15 protein-coding genes are annotated in these 20,168 nt (G+C 70.7%); 14 read left to right on the top strand and 1 reads right to left on the bottom strand.

The window, feature by feature from the left end; genetic code table 11:
* The first annotated feature begins 2 nt into the window (after positions 1–2).
* From ACZ61E_RS22495 to ACZ61E_RS22560, 14 genes are all read left to right on the top strand, one after another.
* Complete coding sequence (locus ACZ61E_RS22495) at positions 3–2,012, top strand: peptidoglycan D,D-transpeptidase FtsI family protein (RefSeq protein WP_469701622.1); 2,010 nt, start codon at positions 3–5, stop codon at positions 2,010–2,012.
* Between the two features lie 16 nt (positions 2,013–2,028).
* The gene (locus tag ACZ61E_RS22500) at positions 2,029–3,744 is read left to right on the top strand and encodes a UDP-N-acetylmuramoyl-L-alanyl-D-glutamate--2,6-diaminopimelate ligase (RefSeq protein WP_469701623.1); all 1,716 of its coding nucleotides are present in this window, start codon (positions 2,029–2,031) and stop codon (positions 3,742–3,744) included.
* A gap of 235 nt (positions 3,745–3,979) precedes the next feature.
* On the top strand, positions 3,980–5,410 hold the full coding sequence (locus ACZ61E_RS22505; RefSeq protein ID WP_469701624.1) for a UDP-N-acetylmuramoyl-tripeptide--D-alanyl-D-alanine ligase: 1,431 nt from the start codon (positions 3,980–3,982) through the stop codon (positions 5,408–5,410).
* The gene (mraY, locus tag ACZ61E_RS22510) at positions 5,407–6,477 is read left to right on the top strand and encodes a phospho-N-acetylmuramoyl-pentapeptide-transferase (protein ID WP_363244945.1); all 1,071 of its coding nucleotides are present in this window, start codon (positions 5,407–5,409) and stop codon (positions 6,475–6,477) included. Before ACZ61E_RS22505 ends, mraY begins: the two co-directional genes overlap by 4 nt.
* Positions 6,474–7,937: a UDP-N-acetylmuramoyl-L-alanine--D-glutamate ligase gene (gene murD / locus ACZ61E_RS22515; RefSeq protein ID WP_469701625.1), complete on the top strand. Its 1,464-nt coding sequence runs from the start codon at positions 6,474–6,476 to the stop codon at positions 7,935–7,937. The genes mraY and murD overlap by 4 nt, the downstream gene beginning before the upstream one ends.
* Before the next feature lie 84 nt (positions 7,938–8,021).
* Positions 8,022–9,530, top strand: coding sequence for a putative lipid II flippase FtsW (gene ftsW / locus ACZ61E_RS22520; protein WP_469701626.1), 1,509 nt, complete (start codon positions 8,022–8,024; stop codon positions 9,528–9,530).
* 6 nt (positions 9,531–9,536) lie between these two features.
* Positions 9,537–10,631 carry an undecaprenyldiphospho-muramoylpentapeptide beta-N-acetylglucosaminyltransferase gene (gene murG, locus ACZ61E_RS22525; protein ID WP_469701627.1) on the top strand — a complete coding sequence of 365 codons (1,095 nt, stop codon included), beginning with the start codon at positions 9,537–9,539 and terminating at the stop codon, positions 10,629–10,631.
* A 14-nt stretch (positions 10,632–10,645) separates the two neighbouring features.
* Positions 10,646–11,443: a cell division protein FtsQ/DivIB gene (locus tag ACZ61E_RS22530; protein WP_469701628.1), complete on the top strand. Its 798-nt coding sequence runs from the start codon at positions 10,646–10,648 to the stop codon at positions 11,441–11,443.
* Between the two features lie 275 nt (positions 11,444–11,718).
* Entirely contained in the window at positions 11,719–12,933 is a 1,215-nt protein-coding gene (ftsZ, locus tag ACZ61E_RS22535) for a cell division protein FtsZ (RefSeq protein WP_469701629.1), read from the top strand.
* The gene (gene pgeF, locus ACZ61E_RS22540; protein WP_469701630.1) at positions 12,930–13,682 is read left to right on the top strand and encodes a peptidoglycan editing factor PgeF; all 753 of its coding nucleotides are present in this window, start codon (positions 12,930–12,932) and stop codon (positions 13,680–13,682) included. Before ftsZ ends, pgeF begins: the two co-directional genes overlap by 4 nt.
* Positions 13,679–14,398 (top strand): YggS family pyridoxal phosphate-dependent enzyme, encoded by a 720-nt coding sequence (locus ACZ61E_RS22545; protein ID WP_469701631.1) that lies wholly within the window; start codon positions 13,679–13,681, stop codon positions 14,396–14,398. Before pgeF ends, ACZ61E_RS22545 begins: the two co-directional genes overlap by 4 nt.
* Before the next feature lie 124 nt (positions 14,399–14,522).
* Positions 14,523–15,140: a cell division protein SepF gene (locus tag ACZ61E_RS22550; protein ID WP_469701632.1), complete on the top strand. Its 618-nt coding sequence runs from the start codon at positions 14,523–14,525 to the stop codon at positions 15,138–15,140.
* Positions 15,141–15,209: 69 nt separating this feature from the next.
* Positions 15,210–15,506, top strand: a complete 297-nt coding sequence (locus ACZ61E_RS22555) for a YggT family protein (protein ID WP_469701633.1) — start codon at positions 15,210–15,212, stop codon at positions 15,504–15,506.
* 49 nt (positions 15,507–15,555) lie between these two features.
* Positions 15,556–16,791, top strand: coding sequence for a DivIVA domain-containing protein (locus ACZ61E_RS22560; RefSeq protein ID WP_469701634.1), 1,236 nt, complete (start codon positions 15,556–15,558; stop codon positions 16,789–16,791).
* Positions 16,792–16,898: 107 nt separating this feature from the next.
* On the opposite strand, the gene ileS is transcribed toward ACZ61E_RS22560, so the two are convergent.
* On the bottom strand, positions 16,899–20,045 hold the full coding sequence (ileS, locus tag ACZ61E_RS22565; protein WP_469701635.1) for an isoleucine--tRNA ligase: 3,147 nt from the start codon (positions 20,043–20,045) through the stop codon (positions 16,899–16,901).
* Between the last annotated feature and the right edge of the window lie 123 nt (positions 20,046–20,168).

Below are 20,168 nucleotides of genomic sequence, written 5' to 3' on the forward strand. Positions count from 1 at the left end.
CAGTGCCCCCCGAGCAACCACCGCGCCGCCGGGTCCCCGGCCCCGCGCGCCCCGGGAGCGGCGGTCGCCCCCGGCCCGAATCACGCGCGTCGCGGCGGCCCGCCCGCCAGGCCGGGCGCCCGGCGCGCCCCGCGAAGGGCCGTGCGAGGCCCGGTGCCCGCGCCCCGCGCCGTATCCGGCTCGGCAGCCACCGCCCCCGGCTGCGGCTGGTCAGCCTCGGACTGACCGTCGTCATGCTGGTCTTCGTCGTCCGGCTGCTCCAGGTCCAGGCGGTCGACGCCAGCGCGTACACGGCCAAGGCCGAGAAGAACCGCTTCACGAGCATCACCCTGGCCGCCGAGCGCGGCGAGATCACCGACCGCGCCGGTGTCGCCCTGGCCAGCAGCGTCGACGCGCACGACATCACGGCAGACCCCAAGATGTTCACCCCCGAGGACAGCAAGGTCGACAACGCCCCCGCGCAGGCCGCCGCGCTCCTCGCGCCGATCCTCGACAAGGAGCCCGAGACGCTGGAGAAGCAGCTCTCGGTCCCCAAGTCCCGCTTCACGGTGCTCGCCCACCGCCAGACCCCCCAGGTCTGGAACCAGATCAGCGACCTCAAGTCCGTCCTCGCGGAGAAGGCCGAGAAGGCCCGCACCGCCAAGGGCGCCGACGCACCGGCCAGCGTCCTCGCCGGAGTCTTCCAGGAGCCCAGCAGCAAGCGCGTGTACCCCAACGGGGAACTCGCCGCCGGGATACTGGGATACGTCAAGTCCGACGGCCACGGAGGCGGCGGCGTGGAGTCCATGCTCGACAAGCAGCTCTCCGGCCGGGACGGCGAGATCACCTACGCCCACTCCGGCGGCCGGCGCGTCCCCACGGCGGACTCACGGGAGAACCCCGCGGTGCCGGGCACGGACATCGAGCTGACCATCGACCGGGACATCCAGTGGGCCGCCCAGCGGGCCATCTCCGAACAGGTCACGAAGTCCAAGGCCGACCGCGGCTACGTGATAGTGCAGAACACCCGGACCGGCGAGGTGCTGGCCATGGCCAACGCCCCCGGCTTCGACCCCAACGACCTGTCACAGGCCGACGGCGCCGCCATGGGCAACGCCGCGCTCCAGGACGCCTTCGAACCCGGCTCCACCAGCAAGGTCATGTCCATGGCCGCCGTCCTGGAGGAGAAGGCCGCCGTCCCCGGCACCCACGTCACCGTGCCCAACCGGCTCCACCGCGGCGACCGCCTCTTCAAGGACGACATCGACCACCCCACGTGGTACCTCACGCTCAACGGGGTCCTCGCCAAGTCCAGCAACATCGGCACCATCCTGGCGACCGGCCAGCTCGGCAAGACCCAGTCCGAGGCCAACCAGGTGCTCCACTCCTACCTGCGCAAATTCGGCATCGGCAGCCCCACCGGCCTCGGCTACCCCGGCGAGACCCCGGGCATCCTCGCGGAACCGAAGGACTGGTCGACCTCCCAGCAGTTCACGATCCCCTTCGGCCAGGGACTGTCGATCAACGCCATGCAGGCGGCGTCGGTCTACTCGACCATCGCCAACGGAGGCGTACGGATCGAGCCCACCCTGGTCCGCGGCACACAGGGCCCCGACGGCCGCTTCACCCCCGCGACCGCTCCCGGGAAGACCCGCGTCGTCAGCGAGAAGACCGCCAGGACGCTGGCCACCATGCTCGAATCCGTCGTCGGCGACGAGGCGGGCACCGGCACCAAGGCCCGGATCCCCGGCTACCGCGTCGCAGGCAAGACGGGCACGGCCAACCGCGTCGATCCCGTGTCCGGGCGCTACAAGGGCTACACCGCGTCCTTCGCGGGCTTCGCCCCCGCCGACGACCCGCAGATCACCGTCTACTGCGCCATCCAGAACCCCACCGAGGGCAGTTACTTCGGCGGCCAGATCTGCGGCCCCATCTACAAGGAGGTCATGGAGTTCGCTCTCAAGAGCCTCCAGGTCCCACCGACCGGCAAGAAGGCAGCCCCCCTGCCGGTCGAGTTCAAACCCGGCGAGTGACCCAGGGAACCACCCAGTGACAACGATCACCCCCGACTCGGGGAACCACGACGACTCGTCCGTCCCCCCGTCGGACGGCCCCGGCACCCGGCGCCCCTCACGTGGCCCGCGGCCCGGTGGGCCCGGTACGCTCACCGCCGTGCCCCACGCAGATCAGTACCGAACCACCACAAAGGACGCGCCCGTGAACCACCCCGGAGCGCCCCGCCCCGCTCATGTCCGGCCGATCCCGCTCGTGGACCTGGCCGCCCGGCTGGGAGCCGAGCCCCCGGCGGACGGAGCGGCGACCGGCATCACCCACGACTCGCGAGCGGTACGCGACGGGGACGTGTACGCGGCCCTGCCCGGCGCCCGCTTCCACGGCGCCGACTTCGCCGCCCAGGCGGCCGACCTCGGCGCGGCGGTGATCCTCACCGACCCGGCGGGCGCCGAGCGCGCCGCCGCCACCGGACTGCCGCTGCTGGTCACACCCGACCCCCGGGGCAGCATGGGTGAACTGGCCGCCGAGATCTACGGCCACCCCGGCGCCGACCTCCTCCAGATCGGCATCACCGGCACCTCCGGCAAGACCACCACCGCCTATCTCGTCGAGGGCGGACTGCGCGGCGCCGGACACCACACCGGACTCATCGGCACCGTCGAGATGCGCATCGGCGACGAGCGCGTCAAATCCGAGCGCACCACCCCCGAGGCCACCGACCTCCAGGCGCTGCTCGCGGTCATGCGCGAGCGCGGCGCGGACTCCGTCGCGATGGAGGTCTCCAGCCACGCGCTGGTCCTCGGCCGGGTCGACGGCTGTGTCTTCGACATCGCCGTCTTCAACAACCTCAGCCCGGAACACATGGAGTTCCACTCCGGCATGGAGGACTACTTCCAGGCCAAGGCGCGGCTGTTCACCCCCGAGCGCAGCCGTCTCGGCGTCGTGAACTTCGACGACGAGTACGGCCGCCGGCTCGTCCACGAGGCGGGCGTCCCCATCACGACGTTCTCCGCCGAGGGCCACCCCGACGCCGACTGGCGCGCCGAGGACGTCGAGGTCGGCCGGCTCGGCAGCGCCTTCACCGTCGTCAGCCCCAAGGGCGAGCGGATCCGCGCCGAGGCCCCGCTGCCCGGCCCGTTCAACGTCGCCAACACCCTCGCCGCCGTCGTCACCCTCGCCGTGGCCGGAATCGACCCCCAGATCGCCGCCGACGGCATCGCGGCCGTCCCCGGCGTCCCCGGCCGGCTGGAGCGGGTCGACGCGGGCCAGCCGTATCTCGCCGTCGTCGACTACGCCCACAAGACGGACGCCGTCGAATCGGTGCTGCGCTCCCTGCGCAAGGTCACCAAGGGCAAGGTGCACATCGTCCTGGGCTGCGGCGGCGACCGCGACCGGTCCAAGCGCCCCTCGATGGGCGCGGCGGCGGCGCGGCTCGCCGACACCGCCGTACTGACCTCGGACAACCCGCGCTCCGAGGACCCGCTCGCGATCCTCGCCGCGATGCTCGCGGGCGCGGCCGAGGTGCCGATCCACGAGCGCGGCGACGTCCTGGTCGACGCCGACCGCGCGGCGGCCATCGCGTCCGTGGTGTCGAGGGCCGGCGAGGGCGACACCGTCCTCATCGCCGGCAAGGGCCACGAACAGGGCCAGGACATCGCCGGGGTGGTACGCGCCTTCGACGACCGTCAGGTGCTGCGCGAGGCCATCGAACGCTCCCGGCGCCTCCCGGCCGAGAGCACCGGCCGGGAATGAGGGGACCGTCCGGCGGCCGGACGACGGCGCCGGGCACCCGGCGCCGTCGTCCGCTCGCCGCGGTGACGGCCTCCCCGCGGACCGTCGTCCCGTCGTGCCCCCTCACCCCGCCGTCCGCCGCCCGCGCCCCACGCGGACCGGCCGGCCGCCCGTCCCCTCCCCGACCGCCCGCGCGCACCCCCACCGCGTACGCGTCCCCATCCCTCACCCGCCCTCCATTCGCCGGACGGTCCACGTGATCACCCTCTCCCTCGCCGAGATCGCCACCATCGTCGGCGGGCAGCCGCACGACATACCGGATCCGGACGCCCGGGTCACCGGCCCCGTCGTCATCGACTCCCGCCAGGTCGCGGACGGCAGCCTCTTCGCCGCCTTCGCCGGCGAGAACGTCGACGGCCACGACTACGCCCGCCGCGCCGTCGAGGCGGGCGCCACCGCCGTGCTGGCCGTCCGGCCCGTCGGGGTCCCCGCCATCGTCGTCGAGGACGTCGTACAGGCCCTCGGCGCCCTCGCACGCGCCGTCGTGGAGCGCACCGGCGCCACGACCGTCGCGCTCACCGGATCATCGGGCAAGACCAGCACCAAGGACCTCATCGCCCAACTCCTGCGGCGCGCGGCCCCCACCGTCTGGCCGGAAGGAAACCTCAACAACGAGATCGGACTGCCGCTCACCGCCCTGCGCGCCGCCGAGGACACCCGCTTCCTCGTCCTGGAGATGGGGGCGCGGTACATCGGTGACATCCGCTACCTCACCGGCCTCGTCCCGCCGCGGATCGGCCTCGTGCTGAACGTCGGCACCGCCCACATCGGCGAGTTCGGCGGACGCGAGCAGATCGCCCAGGCCAAGGGCGAGATGGTCGAGTCCCTGCCGTCCGCCGAGGACGGCGGCGTCGCCGTCCTCAACGCCGACGACCCCCTCGTACGCGCCATGGCGGCACGCACCAAGGCCCGCGTCGTGCTGTTCGGAGAGTCCGACGAAGCAGACGTACGGGCAGAGAACGTGCACATCGACGGACTCGGCAGACCCTCCTTCCGCCTTCGAACACCCACCGGGTGCAGCGACCTGACGCTGCGGCTGTACGGTGAGCACCACGTGTCGAACGCGCTCGCCGCGACCGCCGTCGCCCATGAGTTGGGCATGTCCGCCGATGAGATCGCCCTGGCGCTCTCCGAGGCGGAGACCCTCTCCCGCTGGCGTATGGAGGTCACCGAGCGCGCGGACGGCGTGACGATCGTCAACGACGCCTACAACGCGAACCCCGACTCCATGAGGGCAGCGCTCCGCGCGCTGGTCGCCATGGGCGGTGCCGCCAGGGAAACCGGCGGACGCACGTGGGCGGTGCTCGGCCCGATGGCCGAACTCGGTGACGACGCGCTCGCCGAGCACGACGCGGTCGGACGGCTCGCCGTCCGGCTCAACGTCAGCAAGCTCGTCGCGGTCGGGGGCAGGGAAGCGTCCTGGCTGCAACTGGGCGCCTACAACGAGGGTTCGTGGGGTGAGGAGTCGGTGCACGTGTCCGACGCGCAGTCGGCGGTCGATCTGTTGCGCAGTGAACTGCGCCCGGGAGACGTCGTGCTGGTGAAGGCTTCGAGGTCGGCCGGACTCGAGCGGGTCGCCCAGGCACTGCTCGAGAACGCAGTCGAGGGCGAGGTCTCCGGCCGATGAGGCAGATCCTCTTCGCGGGAGCCATCGGGCTCTTCCTGACCCTGATCGGCACGCCGCTGCTGATCAAGCTGCTGGCCCGCAAGGGTTACGGCCAGTTCATCAGGGACGACGGCCCGCGCAGTCACGGCAGCAAAAAGGGCACGCCCACCATGGGTGGCATCGCCTTCATCCTCGCCACGCTGATCGCCTACGCCCTGGCGAAGGTGATCACCGGCGAGGACCCGACGTTCTCCGGTGTGCTGGTCCTCTTCCTGATGGCGGGAATGGGCCTGGTCGGCTTCCTGGACGACTACATCAAGATCGTCAAGCAGCGCTCGCTGGGCCTGCGGGCCAAGGCGAAGATGGCCGGGCAGCTGATCGTCGGCATCGCCTTCGCGGTGCTCTCGCTCCAGTTCGCCGACATCCGCGGCAACACCCCCGCCTCCACCAAGCTGTCGTTCGTCACGGACTTCGGCTGGTCCATCGGACCGGTGCTGTTCGTGGTCTGGGCGCTGTTCATGATTCTCGCGATGTCCAACGGCGTGAATCTGACGGACGGTCTGGACGGCCTGGCCACCGGCGCGTCGGTCATGGTCTTCGGCGCCTACACCTTCATCGGTCTCTGGCAGTTCCAGGAGTCCTGCGCCAACGCGCTGACCCTCACCAACCCCGAGGCGTGCTTCGAGGTACGAGATCCGCTCGACCTCGCCGTCGTCGCCTCCGCGCTCATGGGCTCCTGCTTCGGCTTCCTGTGGTGGAACACCTCACCCGCCAAGATCTTCATGGGCGACACCGGTTCACTCGCGCTCGGCGGCGCGCTCGCGGGTCTCGCCATCTGCTCCCGTACCGAACTCCTGATCGCCCTGCTCGGCGGCCTCTTCGCCCTCATCACCATGTCCGTGGTGATCCAGGTCGGTTCGTTCCGGCTCACCGGCAAGCGCGTCTTCAGGATGGCCCCGCTCCAGCACCACTTCGAACTCAAGGGGTGGTCCGAAGTCCTTGTCGTGGTCCGCTTCTGGATCATCCAGGGCATGTGCGTGATCGTCGGACTCGGACTCTTCTACGCGGGCTGGGCGGCCGACAAGTGACCGGCCGTCAGCCGGCCGACGCGGCGGCCGGGCTCCGCGCCCGGTGGCAGGGCAAGCGTGTCACCGTCGCCGGTCTCGGGGTCTCCGGGATCCCGGCGGCCCGCACCCTGCGGGACCTCGGCGCCGACGTCACGGTCGTCAACGACGGCGACGACGAGCGCGCCCGCGCCCAGGCCGCGGAGCTGGCCGGGACGGGCGTCACCGTACGGCTCGGCGACGGCGCCACCCTCCCCGAGGGGACCGAACTCGTCGTCACCGCGCCCGGCTGGCAGCCCGGCAAACCCCTCTTCCGGGCGGCCGCCGAAGCCGGCGTACCGATCTGGGGGGACGTCGAACTCGCCTGGCAGCTCAGGGGCCCCGGCGCCGCGCCCTGGCTCGCCGTCACCGGCACCAACGGCAAGACCACGACCGTCCGCATGCTCGCCGCCATCCTCCGGGCGGCGGGCCTGCGCACCGAGGCCGTCGGCAACATCGGCGTCTCGCTGCTCGACGCCGTCCTGCCCGACGCCGACGGCCGTGAGAAGTACGACGTCCTCGCCGTCGAACTCTCCAGCTACCAGCTGCACTGGGCACCGAGCCTGCGCGCCCACTCCGGCGCCGTCCTCAACATCGCGCCCGACCACCTCGACTGGCACGGCTCCATGGAGGAGTACACCGCCGCCAAGGGCCGGATCTACGAGGGCAACACCGTCGCCTGCGTCTACAACGCCGCCGACAAGGTGGCCGAGGACCTCGTGCGCGAGGCCGACGTGGAAGAGGGCTGCCGGGCGATCGGCTTCACCCTCGGCACGCCGGGCCCCTCCCAACTCGGCGTCGTGGACGGCCTCCTGGTCGACCGCGCCTTCGTCGAGAACCGGAGCGAGCAGGCGCAGGAACTCGCCGAGGTCACGGACGTCCATCCGCCGGCCCCGCACAACATCGCCAACGCCCTCGCCGCGGCGGCCCTCGCCCGCGCGTACGGTGTCGCACCCGCCGCCGTACGCGACGGACTGCGCGCCTTCCGGCCCGACCCGCACCGCATCGAGCACGTCGCGGACGTCGCGGGCGTCAGCTACATCGACGACTCCAAGGCCACCAACACCCATGCCGCGGAGGCGTCCCTGGCCGCCTACGACCCGATCATCTGGATCGCCGGCGGTCTCGCCAAGGGCGCCTCCTTCGACGAACTGGTCGAGAAGTCCGCGAAGCGGCTGCGCGGCGTGGTCCTCATCGGCCGCGACCGGGCGCTGATCCGCGAAGCCCTCGCGCGACACGCCCCCGAAGTCCCGGTCGTGGACCTCGAACAGACGGACACTGGTGCGATGTCCGCGGCGGTCCGTGCGGCGGCGCGCCTGGCGGAGTCCGGGGACACCGTCCTGATGGCCCCGGCCTGTGCCTCGATGGACATGTTCGTCAACTACAACAAGCGGGGCGAGGCGTTCGCGGACGCCGTCCGCGCACTCGCCGCAGAGCACGCCTGACCGATCGGCCGACAGCCCCGCGAGCGCGGGCCGCGACAGCCCCACCGGCCGGTCGCGCGCGCACGACTGGAGGGGAGAGCGAAGATGCCGGCCGACGACACCGCGGGCAGTGCCCCGCGCCCGGCGCGTCCTTCGGCGGGCGGACGGCCGCGCGCCGCCGCTCCGTCGTTCACCGCACCGTCCTTCGCCCCGCCGCGCCTCGCCCTGCCGGGAGGGGCGGCGGGCGCCGCCACGGGCCCCGCGCGGTCGCCGTGGCCGCCCGGTCTCGCCCTGCGCGGCCGGGCCCCCGGAGCGGCCGTACGGCGCCCTCCCGCCGCCCGCGGCGGCTCCGGCGCCGGGCTGCCCCGCCCACCGCGCGGCAACCGGGTACGGCGGATGTACGAGCGGGCCCGCCGTGCCTGGGACCGCCCCCTCACCGCGTACTACCTGATCTTCGGCGCCGGACTGCTGCTCACCGCGCTCGGTCTGGTGATGGTCTACAGCGCCTCGATGATCAAGGCGCTGGAGCTCTCGCTGCCCGGCTCGTATTTCTTCCGCAAACAGTTCCTGGCCGCGCTCATCGGTGCCGGACTCATGCTCATCGCCTCCCGGATGCCCGGCAAACTGCACCGCGCGCTCTCCTACCCGCTGCTCGTCGGCGCCGTCTTCCTGATGGTCCTCGTGCAGGTCCCGGGGATAGGGCACTCGGTCAACGGCAATCAGAACTGGATCTACCTCGGCGGCCCCTTCCAGCTCCAGCCCAGCGAGTTCGGCAAGCTGGCGCTCATCCTGTGGGGCGCCGATCTGCTCGCCCGCAAACAGGACAAGCGGCTGCTGACCCAGTGGAAACACCTGCTGGTGCCGCTCGTCCCGGTCGCCTTCATGCTGCTCGGACTGATCATGCTCGGCGGCGACATGGGCACCGCGATCATCCTCGCCGCGATCCTCTTCGGACTGCTGTGGCTGGCGGGGGCGCCCACCCGCCTCTTCGGCGGTGTGCTCGCCGTCACCCTCGCCCTCGGCTTCGTCCTCATCAGGACCAGCCCCAACCGGATGTCCCGGCTCGCCTGCATCGGCGCCACGGACCCCGGCCCCGGCGACCAGTGCTGGCAGGCCGTGCACGGCATCTACGCGCTGGCCTCCGGCGGATGGTTCGGTTCCGGACTCGGCGCGAGTGTGGAAAAATGGGGCCAACTCCCGGAACCGCACACCGACTTCATCTTCGCCATCACCGGGGAGGAACTGGGGCTGGCGGGGACGCTGTCGGTACTCGCCCTGTTCGCGGCTCTAGGCTATGCGGGTATCCGCGTGGCCGGACGCACGGAGGACCCCTTCGTGAGGTACGCGGCGGGAGGCGTGACCACGTGGATCACGGCGCAGGCCGTGGTCAACGTCGGCGCGGTGCTCGGTCTGCTGCCGATCGCCGGAGTCCCGCTCCCGCTGTTCTCCTACGGAGGCTCAGCCCTGCTGCCGACCATGTTCGCCGTCGGGCTGCTGATCGCGTTCGCGCGAGAGGATCCCGCCGCGAAAGCGGCCCTGGCCATGCGAAGGCCCGGCGTGAGATGGAAGACGATGAGACGGCGCGTCAAGAAGCGTCCGTCCGGAGAGCGGTGAATTTCGGTGCATGTCGTACTCGCCGGTGGGGGGACCGCCGGCCACATCGAGCCCGCGCTCGCCCTCGCGGACGCCCTGCGGAGGCAGGACCCCACCGTGGGGATCACGGCCCTGGGCACGGAGCGCGGACTCGAGACCAGGCTGGTGCCCGAGCGGGGGTACGAGCTGGCGCTCATCCCCGCCGTGCCCCTGCCGCGCAAACCCACCCCTGAACTGATCACCGTCCCCGGCCGGCTGCGCGGCACCATCAAGGCCGCCGAGCAGATCCTGGAGCGTACGAAGGCGGACTGCGTCGTCGGCTTCGGCGGCTACGTCGCGCTGCCCGGCTATCTCGCCGCCAAGCGGCTCGGCGTGCCGATCGTCGTCCACGAGGCCAACGCCCGCCCCGGTCTGGCCAACAAGATCGGTTCGCGGTACGCGGCCGCCGTCGCCGTCTCCACCCCGGACAGCAAGCTGCGCGGCGCCCGCTACATCGGCATCCCGCTGCGCCGCACCATCGCCACCCTCGACCGCGCACGGGTGCGCCCCGAGGCGCGCGCCGCCTTCGGGCTCGACCCCAACCTGCCGACCCTGCTGGTCTCCGGCGGCTCACAGGGCGCCCGCAGGCTCAACGAGGTGGTCCAGCAGGCCGCACCGCTGCTCCAGCGCTCCGGTATCCAGATCCTGCACGCGGTCGGACCGAAGAACGAAATGCCGCGTGTGGACAACATGCCGGGAATGCCGCCCTATATCCCGGTACCGTATGTGGACCGGATGGATTTCGCCTACGCCGCGGCGGACATGATGCTCTGCCGCGCGGGCGCGATGACCGTCGCCGAACTCTCCGCCGTCGGGCTCCCGGCCGCCTACGTACCGCTGCCGATCGGCAACGGTGAACAGCGGCTCAACGCCCAGCCGGTGGTCAAGGCCGGCGGCGGACTGCTGGTCGACGACGCCGAACTGACGCCCGAATGGGTCCAGGGTCATGTGCTGCCGGTGCTGTCCGATCCGCACCGGCTGTACGAGATGTCCCGCGCGGCCACCGAGTTCGGCCGCAGGGACGCGGACGAGCTGCTCGTCGGCATGGTGTACGAGGCGGTCGCAGCGCGCCGTCAGGCATAGGAAGGCAGGGGTCAGTGGCCGGACCGACGACCGCCGAGCGGGGCGCGGCAAGTGCCGAGTCGGAATCCGGCCGCGCCCGTCCGGGCCGGCCCCCGGCCCGCCGCTTCCGCCTTCCCGGACGCCGTTTTCTGCTTCTTCTCACTTCGTCGATCGCGCTCGGAGCCGGCGGAATCTGGCTGCTTTACGGCTCTCCCTGGCTGCGGGTCGAGCAGGTGCGGACTTCGGGCACTCGGGTGCTGAAGCCCGCCGAGGTGGAAGCCGTGGCCGAAGTCCCGATCTCCGGTCCGCTGATTTCCGTCGACACGGATGCGATTGAGCGCCGACTTCGACAGAAGCTGCCGCGTATCGACTCGGTGGATGTCGAACGGTCATGGCCGAACGGCATCGGTCTGAAAGTGACGGAGCGAAAGCCCGCGCTGCTAATCGAAAAGGGCGCAAACTTCATCGAAGTGGACGCGAAGGGCGTGCGTTTCGCCACCGTCGAGAAGGCCCCGAAGGGCGTACCCCTGCTGGAATTGACGGCGGATCAGTCCCCGAGTGTGCGACGCTTCACAGCCGCCCGTCTGATGTCCGAAGCGGTACGCGTCCGGGACGAACTCCCGGCCGAAGTCGCCGAGGACACCAAGGTCGTGAAGGTCCGTTCGTACGACTCCGTCGTGCTGGAGCTGAACGGCGGACGCACGGTGATGTGGGGGAGCGGCGAGGACGGCGCCGCGAAGGCGCGGGCTCTCACCGCTCTCATGAAAGCAGTTCCGAAGGCGGCGCACTTCGATGTGAGTGCGCCCACCGCCCCTTCGGTATCAGGGAGTTGACGCGTATATGTGCTGACCAGGACCCTGGTTGGTCAGTCCCGTGCGTGATCACATAGGGTGAAAAGAAAAACGGGAGGTTCGGCGTGTTCGTTGAACGTGCGCCACGTGTCGACTTAGTGTCCTGTTCGGAAGAGTCCAAGAAGCAGACACTCTGGTAACCCTAAACTTCAAGGTTAGGGTTCGGGTCGGCGTCCGGACCGTCCCATCGGCATCAGTCGTCGCCTCGCGACAACAGCGAAGCGGCGACACGTAACTCGAGGCGAGAGGCCTTCGACGTGGCAGCACCGCAGAACTACCTCGCAGTCATCAAGGTCATCGGTGTCGGCGGCGGTGGTGTCAATGCCATCAACCGAATGATCGAGGTCGGCCTCAAGGGCGTCGAGTTCATCGCGATCAACACCGACGCACAAGCCCTGTTGATGAGCGACGCCGACGTCAAACTCGACGTCGGCCGTGAACTCACCCGCGGCCTCGGCGCCGGGGCGAACCCGGCAGTCGGCCGCAAGGCGGCGGAGGACCACCGCGAGGAGATCGAGGAGGTCCTCAAGGGGGCCGACATGGTCTTCGTCACCGCCGGCGAAGGCGGTGGGACCGGCACCGGCGGCGCACCCGTCGTCGCCAACATCGCCCGCTCGCTCGGCGCCCTCACCATCGGCGTCGTCACCCGCCCCTTCACCTTCGAGGGCCGCCGGCGCGCGAACCAGGCGGAGGACGGCATCGCCGAACTCCGCGAAGAGGTCGACACCCTCATCGTCATCCCCAACGACCGCCTGCTCTCCATCTCGGACCGTCAGGTCAGCGTCCTGGACGCGTTCAAGTCCGCGGACCAGGTCCTGCTCTCGGGCGTCCAGGGCATCACCGACCTCATCACCACGCCGGGCCTGATCAACCTCGACTTCGCCGACGTCAAGTCCGTGATGTCCGAGGCCGGATCGGCCCTCATGGGAATCGGCTCGGCGCGCGGCGACGACCGCGCGGTGGCCGCCGCGGAGATGGCGATCTCCTCGCCGCTCCTCGAAGCGTCCATCGACGGCGCGCGCGGCGTACTGCTCTCCATCTCCGGCGGCTCCGACCTCGGCCTCTTCGAGATCAACGAGGCCGCGCAACTGGTGAGCGAGGCCGCGCACCCCGAGGCCAACATCATCTTCGGTGCCGTCATCGACGACGCCCTCGGCGACGAGGTCCGGGTCACCGTGATCGCGGCCGGCTTCGACGGCGGACAGCCGCCGACCCGCCGTGAGACCGGACTGACCTCGGCCAAGCGGGACGACCAGCCGTCGTACCGCGCCTCGGCACCCGAGTCCGACTCGGGCCGTCCCTCCGGCGGACTCGGTACGGTCCCCTCGCGCGAGGAGACGCCCGCCCCCGAGCCGGCGCCCGTGGCCAACGAGGCACACGTGCAGCCGGTTTCGCCGCCGCACGTCCCGCCGGCCCGTCCCTACCAGGACCCCCAGGCCGAAGAGCTGGACGTTCCGGACTTCTTGAAGTGATAGGACAGCACGACGCGTTGACCTCCGCGAGCGGCGCCCATTTCGCCTTCACCGACAGGTGGGGCGGAGTGAGCGCCGCTCCGTACGAGCAGCTCAACCTCGGCGGCGCGGTCGGCGACGACCCCGCCGCCGTACGCGCGAACCGGGCCGCCGCCGCCGCGTCCCTCGGGCTCGACGCGGCGCGGGTGGTCTGGATGAACCAGGTGCACGGCCGTGACGTCGCGGTCGTCGAAGGACCCTGGGCGTCGGGCGGTTCGGACGAGATCCCGGCGGTCGACGCCGTGGTCACCACCCGCCGCGGACTCGCGCTCGCCGTGCTCACCGCCGACTGCGTCCCGGTCCTGCTGGCCGATCCGGTCGCGGGAGTCGTCGCCGCCGCGCACGCCGGGCGCCCCGGACTGGTCGCCGGAGTCGTCCCGGCCGTCGTCGGGGCGATGGCCGAACGGGGCGCCGAGCCCGCGCGGATCACCGCCAGGACCGGACCCGCCGTCTGCGGACGCTGCTACGAGGTCCCCGAGGCCATGCGGGCCGAAGTCGCCGGAGCCGTACCGGAGTCCTGGGCCGAGACGAGTTGGGGCACCCCCTCCGTCGACGTCGCCGCCGGGGTGCACGCGCAGCTCGCCGCACTCGGGGTCGGCGACCGGCACCGCTCGGGGATCTGCACCGTCGAGTCCGCCGACCACTTCTCGTACCGCCGCGACCGCACCACCGGTCGACTCGCCGGATATGTCTGGCTGGGAGCGTCATGACGGACCGCGCGAGTGAACTCGCCGAGAATCTTCACAAGGTGGAGTCCCGTATCGCGTCCGCCTGCGCGTCCGCCGGCCGGGACCGCGACGAGGTCACCCTGATCGTGGTCACCAAGACCTACCCCGCGAGCGACGTCCGCCTGCTGAGTGAACTCGGGGTGCGGCACGTCGCGGAGAACCGCGACCAGGACGCGGCGCCCAAGGCCGCCGCGTGCGCGGATCTGTCGCTGACGTGGCACTTCGTGGGTCAGTTGCAGACCAACAAAGTCCGTTCCGTGGTCGGTTACGCCGATGTCGTGCAGTCCGTCGACCGCCACCGGCTGGTATCGGCACTGTCCTCGGCGGCGGTGCGCGCCGAGCGCGAGGTCGGCGCCCTGATCCAGGTCGCGCTCGACGCGGATTCGGGCGCGCGCGGTGAGCGCGGCGGCATCTCCCCCGACGGAGTCGAGGAGTTGGCGAACGCGGTGGCCGGGGCGCCGGGGCTGCGGCTGGACGGTCTGATGACCGTCGCTCCTCTCGCCGGGCCGTACGCGAATCGCGAACAGGCCGCGTTCGAGCGGCTGCTGGAATTGTCATCCCTGCTGCGCGCGGACCATCCGGCTGCGAACATGGTGTCAGCAGGGATGAGTGCGGACCTCGAAGCCGCCGTGGCGGCCGGAGCGACACATGTGCGCGTCGGTACGGCGGTACTCGGAGTCCGCCCCCGGCTCGGGTAACGTCGCGAAGCAAGTCGGACCACAGCAGAAAATATGGTCATTTCCACCGAAAAGTGGATGGACCGAGTGGATCGAGGGCACTTGGTGACGAGGCCGATCCACCACAGAGCGGAGGACTCAGAGCATGGCCGGCGCGATGCGCAAGATGGCGGTCTACCTCGGCCTCGTGGAGGACGATGGCTACGACGGCCGGGGCTTCGACCCCGATGACGACTTCGAACCCGAGCCCGAACCCGAGCGTGAACACCGGCGCCACCAGCCGGTGCACCAGGCAGAACGGGACGAACCGGTGCGAGCGGTGCAGCCGCCCCCGCAGCGTGAACGCGAACGTCAACCGGTGCCGGTAGCGGCCGAAAGTGGACGTCCCGCCCGAATCGCCCCCGTGGCATCCATCACACCTGAACGCCCCAGCCTGGAGAAGAACGCACCAGTGATCATGCCCAAGGTCGTGTCCGAGCGGGAGCCCTACCGCATCACCACATTGCACCCGCGGACCTACAACGAGGCCCGTACCATCGGGGAACACTTCCGTGAGGGCACCCCGGTGATCATGAATCTGACGGAGATGGACGACACCGATGCGAAGCGACTTGTCGACTTTGCCGCGGGACTTGTCTTCGGTCTCCATGGCAGCATTGAGCGAGTGACGCAGAAGGTGTTCCTGTTGTCGCCTGCTAACGTCGACGTCACGGCGGAGGACAAGGCCCGTATCGCAGAGGGCGGGTTCTTCAACCAGAGCTGAGACACGACACCGGGAACGACCCGGCCGAGAGGCCGGAACCAGAGAAACCAGGGGAGAGGGAAGCGCGGGATGAGCGTTGCGCTGCAGGTCGTCTACATCGCGCTGGTGTGCTTCCTCATCGTGCTGATCTTCCGGCTGGTCATGGATTATGTCTTCCAATTCGCCCGCTCATGGCAGCCCGGCAAGGCGATGGTGGTCATTCTGGAGGCCACCTACACTGTCACCGATCCACCGCTCAAGCTTCTGCGGCGGTTCATTCCGCCGCTGCGTCTCGGGGGCGTGGCACTCGACCTGTCCTTCTTCGTTCTGATGATCATCGTGTACATCCTCATCTCGGTCGTCAGTGGCCTAGCGAGGGCAATGTGAACGATACGGTCCTGCCGACTGCCGACGACTACGTAGAGGTGAAGAAGAGATGCCGTTGACCCCCGAGGACGTGCGGAACAAGCAGTTCACGACCGTCCGCCTCCGAGAAGGCTACGACGAGGACGAGGTCGATGCCTTCCTAGACGAGGTCGAGGCCGAACTGACGCGCCTCCTTCGTGAGAACGAGGACCTGCGCGCCAAGCTGGCCGCCGCGACGCGTGCCGCCGCGCAGAACCAGCAGCAGCAACAGCAGCAAGGGATGCGGAAGCCTCCCGAGCAGCAGGAGCGGCCGGGTGCCCCTGTCCCCGCCGCCATATCAGGACCTCCGGTCCAGCAGCAGCCCCCGCAGATGGGCCAGCCCCAGCTGCCCGGTGGGCCTCCGCAGCTTCCCGCCGGCCCCGGCGGACACGGCCCCGGCCCGGGTGGACACCCCGGTCACGGCCCCGGCCCGCAGGGCCAGCACGGTCCCGGCCCCATGCAGGGCGGCCCCATGCAGGGGCAGATGCAGGGTGGTCCGATGCAGGGCCAGATGCAGGGACAGATGCAGGGCGGCCCCATGGGCGGACCGATGGGCGGTCCCATGGGACACGGCCCGCAGCCCGGTCAGGGCGGACCCGGCGGCGACAGCGCCGCGCGTGTGCTCTCGCTCGCCCAGCAGACCGCCGACCAGGCGATCGCGGAGGCCCGTTCCGAGGCCAACAAGATCGTCGGCGAGGCGCGCAGCCGCGCCGAGGGTCTGGAGCGTGACGCCCGTGCGAAGGCGGACGCCCTGGAGCGGGACGCGCAGGAGAAGCACCGCGTCGCGATGGGCTCCCTGGAGTCCGCTCGCGCGACGCTGGAGCGCAAGGTCGAGGACCTGCGCGGCTTCGAGCGCGAGTACCGGACGCGGCTGAAGTCCTACCTGGAGAGCCAGCTGCGCCAGCTGGAGACCCAGGCCGACGACTCGCTGGCCCCGCCGCGTACGCCGGCCGCGGCCTCACTGCCGCCGTCGCCGTCCATGGCGCCGGCCGGCGCGGGCGCGATGGGGCACAGCATGGGCGGCAACCCGTCCATGGCGCCGGCCGGCGCGGGCGCGATGGGGCACAGCATGGGCGGCAACCCGTCCATGGGCGGCGGGCACGGTCCGTCGTCGGGCGGACCGTCGTACGGGAACCAGCAGCAGATGTCCCCGGCGATGACCCAGCCGATGGCACCGGTCCGGCCGCAGGCGCCGCAGCCCATGCAGCCGATGCAGCAGGCTCCGTCGCCGATGCGGGGGTTCCTGATCGACGAGGACGACAACTGACGGGTGCTGGGCGCGGGAGTCGCGCGCAGCCGTCGGCAGGCTGAAAGGGCCGGGCCCGGGGAAATCCCCGGGCCCGGCCCTTTTTTGCCCCTCCCCGCCCCCCGCCGTCAGACCTTGCGCAGGTGGAACGTCAGCGACAGCGACTCGTCCTGGAACGCCGGGCCGAACGTCGCGTCCGGGGTGCCCGGTTCGAAGGTCTGGGCCAGGACCTCGTCCGAGATCAGCGGCGTGTGGGTCGTCAGCGCCGCGTGCGTCTCGTCCGCCGTGGCCGTCCAGCGGACGGCGATACGGTCCGCGACGTCCAGGCCGCTGTTCTTGCGGGCCTCCTGGATCAGGCGGATCGCGTCACGTGCCAGCCCCGCCAGCCGCAGCTCCGGAGTGATCTCCAGGTCCAGCGCCACCGTCGCGCCCGAGTCCGACGCGACCGACCAGCCCTCGCGGGGCGTCTCCGTGATGATCACCTCGTCCGGTGCCAGCGAGACCGGTTCGCCGTCGACCGTGACCGACGCCGTCCCCTCCCGCAGCGCCGCCGACAGCGCCGCCGCGTCCGCGTCGGCGACCGCCTTCGCCACCGCCTGGACGCCCTTGCCGAACCGCTTGCCCAGCGCCCGGAAGTTCGCCTTGGCCGTCGTGTCGACGAGCGATCCGCCGACCTCCGAGAGCGACGCCAGTGACGAGACGTTCAACTCCTCCGTGATCTGCGCCCGCAGCTCCGGCGACAGCGTCTCGAAGCCCGACGCCGCGACCAGCGCCCGCGACAGCGGCTGGCGCGTCTTCACACCCGACTCGGCCCGTGTGGCGCGGCCCAGCTCCACCAGCCGCCGTACCAGCGTCATCTGCCGGGACAGCGTCGGGTCGATCGCCGACAGGTCCGCCTCGGGCCACGTCGAGAGGTGCACCGACTCCGGCGCCTCCGGGGTGACCGGGACGATCATGTCCTGCCAGACCCGCTCCGTGATGAACGGGGTGAGGGGCGCCATCAGACGGGTCACCGTCTCGACGACCTCGTGCAGCGTACGGAGGGCCGCCTTGTCGCCCTGCCAGAAGCGGCGGCGCGAGCGGCGTACGTACCAGTTCGACAGGTCGTCGACGAACGCCGACAGCAGCTTGCCGACGCGCTGGGTGTCGTACGCCTCCATCGCGCGCGTGCTCTGGTCGACCAGCGCGTGCAGCTCGCTCAGCAGCCAGCGGTCGAGCACGGGCCGCTCGGCCGGCGCCGGATCGGCCGCGGACGGGGCCCAGCCGGACGTGCGCGCGTACAGGGCCTGGAAGGCGACCGTGTTCCAGTACGTCAGCAGCGTCTTGCGGACGACCTCCTGGATCGTCGTGTCACCGACCCGCCGCGCCGCCCAGGGGGAGCCGCCCGCCGCCATGAACCAGCGCACCGCGTCCGCGCCGTGCTTGTCCATCAGCGGGATCGGCTGAAGGATGTTGCCCAGGTGCTTGGACATCTTCCGGCCGTCCTCGGCGAGGATGTGCCCGAGGCAGACCACGTTCTCGTAGCTCGACCTGTCGAAGACGAGCGTGCCGACGGCCATCAGCGTGTAGAACCAGCCGCGCGTCTGGTCGATGGCCTCCGAGATGAACTGCGCGGGGTAGCGCTTCTCGAAGAGGTCCTTGTTCTTGTACGGGTATCCCCACTGCGCGAACGGCATCGAACCGGAGTCGTACCAGGCGTCGATGACCTCGGGGACGCGCGTCGCCGTCTCACCGCAGGTCGGGCAGGGGAAGGTGACCGCGTCGATGAACGGGCGGTGCGGGTCGAGCGACGACTGGTCCTCGCCGCTCAGCTCGGTCAGTTCGGCGCGCGAGCCCACGCAGGTGAGGTGACCGTCCTCGCAGTGCCAGACGGGCAGCGGCGTGCCCCAGTAGCGGTTGCGGGACAGGGACCAGTCGACGTTGTTGTTCAGCCAGTCCCCGTACCGGCCGTGCTTGACCGAGTCGGGGAACCAGTTGGTCTTCTCGTTCTCCTGGAGGAGGCGGTCCTTGACGGCGGTCGTGCGGATGTACCAGGACGGCTGCGCGTAGTACAGCAGCGCCGTGTGGCACCGCCAGCAGTGCGGATAGCTGTGCTCGTACGGCACGTGCCGGAACAGCAGCCCGCGGGCGTCCAGATCGGCGGTGAGCGCCTCGTCGGCCTTCTTGAAGAAGACGCCGCCGACGAGCGGCACGTCCTGTTCGAACGTGCCGTCGGGACGGACCGGGTTCACCACCGGGAGGCCGTACGCCCGGCAGACCACGAGGTCGTCCGCGCCGAACGCGGGGGACTGGTGGACCAGACCCGTACCGTCCTCCGTCGTCACGTACTCGGCGTTGACGACGTAGTGCGCCGGTGAGTCCTCGGGGAACGGGATGAGGGAGAACGGCCGGTCGTAGGTCCAGCGCTCCATCTCGCGGCCGGTGAACCGCTCACCCGTCAGCTCCCAGCCGTCCTCGCCGAGCGCCTTCTCCACCAGCGGCTCGGCGACGACGAGCTTCTCCGTGCCGTTCGTCGCGACGACGTACGCGACGTCGGGGTGGGCGGCGACCGCGGTGTTGGACACCAGGGTCCAGGGTGTCGTCGTCCAGACGAGGAGGGCGGCGTCGCCCGCCAGCGGGCCGGAGGTCAGCGGGAAGCGGACGAAGACCGACGGGTCGACGATCGTCTCGTAGCCCTGCGCCAGCTCGTGGTCCGACAGGCTCGTCTGGTCACGCGGGCACCACGGGGCGACCCGGTGGTCCTGGACGAGCAGGCCCTTGTTGAAGATCTCCTTCAGCGACCACCAGACGGATTCGATGTACTCGGGGTTCATCGTCTGGTACGCGTCGTCCAGATCGACCCAGTAACCCATGCGGGTCGTCAGCTCGGAGAAGGCGCCGGTGTGCCGGGTCACCGACTCGCGGCACTTCTCGTTGAACTCCGCGATGCCGTACTTCTCGATGTCCTGCTTGCCGGTGAAGCCCAGCTCCTTCTCGACGGCGATCTCCACCGGCAGGCCGTGACAGTCCCAGCCGGCCTTGCGGGCGACGTGGTAGCCGCGCATCGTACGGAAGCGCGGGAAGACGTCCTTGAAGACGCGGGCCTCGATGTGGTGGGCGCCGGGCATGCCGTTGGCGGTGGGCGGGCCCTCGTAGAAGACCCACTCCGGGCGGCCCTCGGACTGCGCCAGTGTCTTGTCGAAGACCTTGTTCTCACGCCAGAAGTCGAGCACGGCGTGCTCCAGGGCGGGCAGGTCTACCTGGGCGGGCACCTGGCTGTACAGCGGTGTCGTCATGGACGAAACTCCTCCAACGGATCTGCGGTGTCTCCGTCGGAGGGACGAGAGCCTCCGGCTCCCGCGGTACCACCCTCCTTGGCCCCGGGCGTCGCCGCCCTCGGCCCCCTCATTGGGGTCGCG

The organism is Streptomyces sp. NPDC104581, assembly GCF_055583685.1.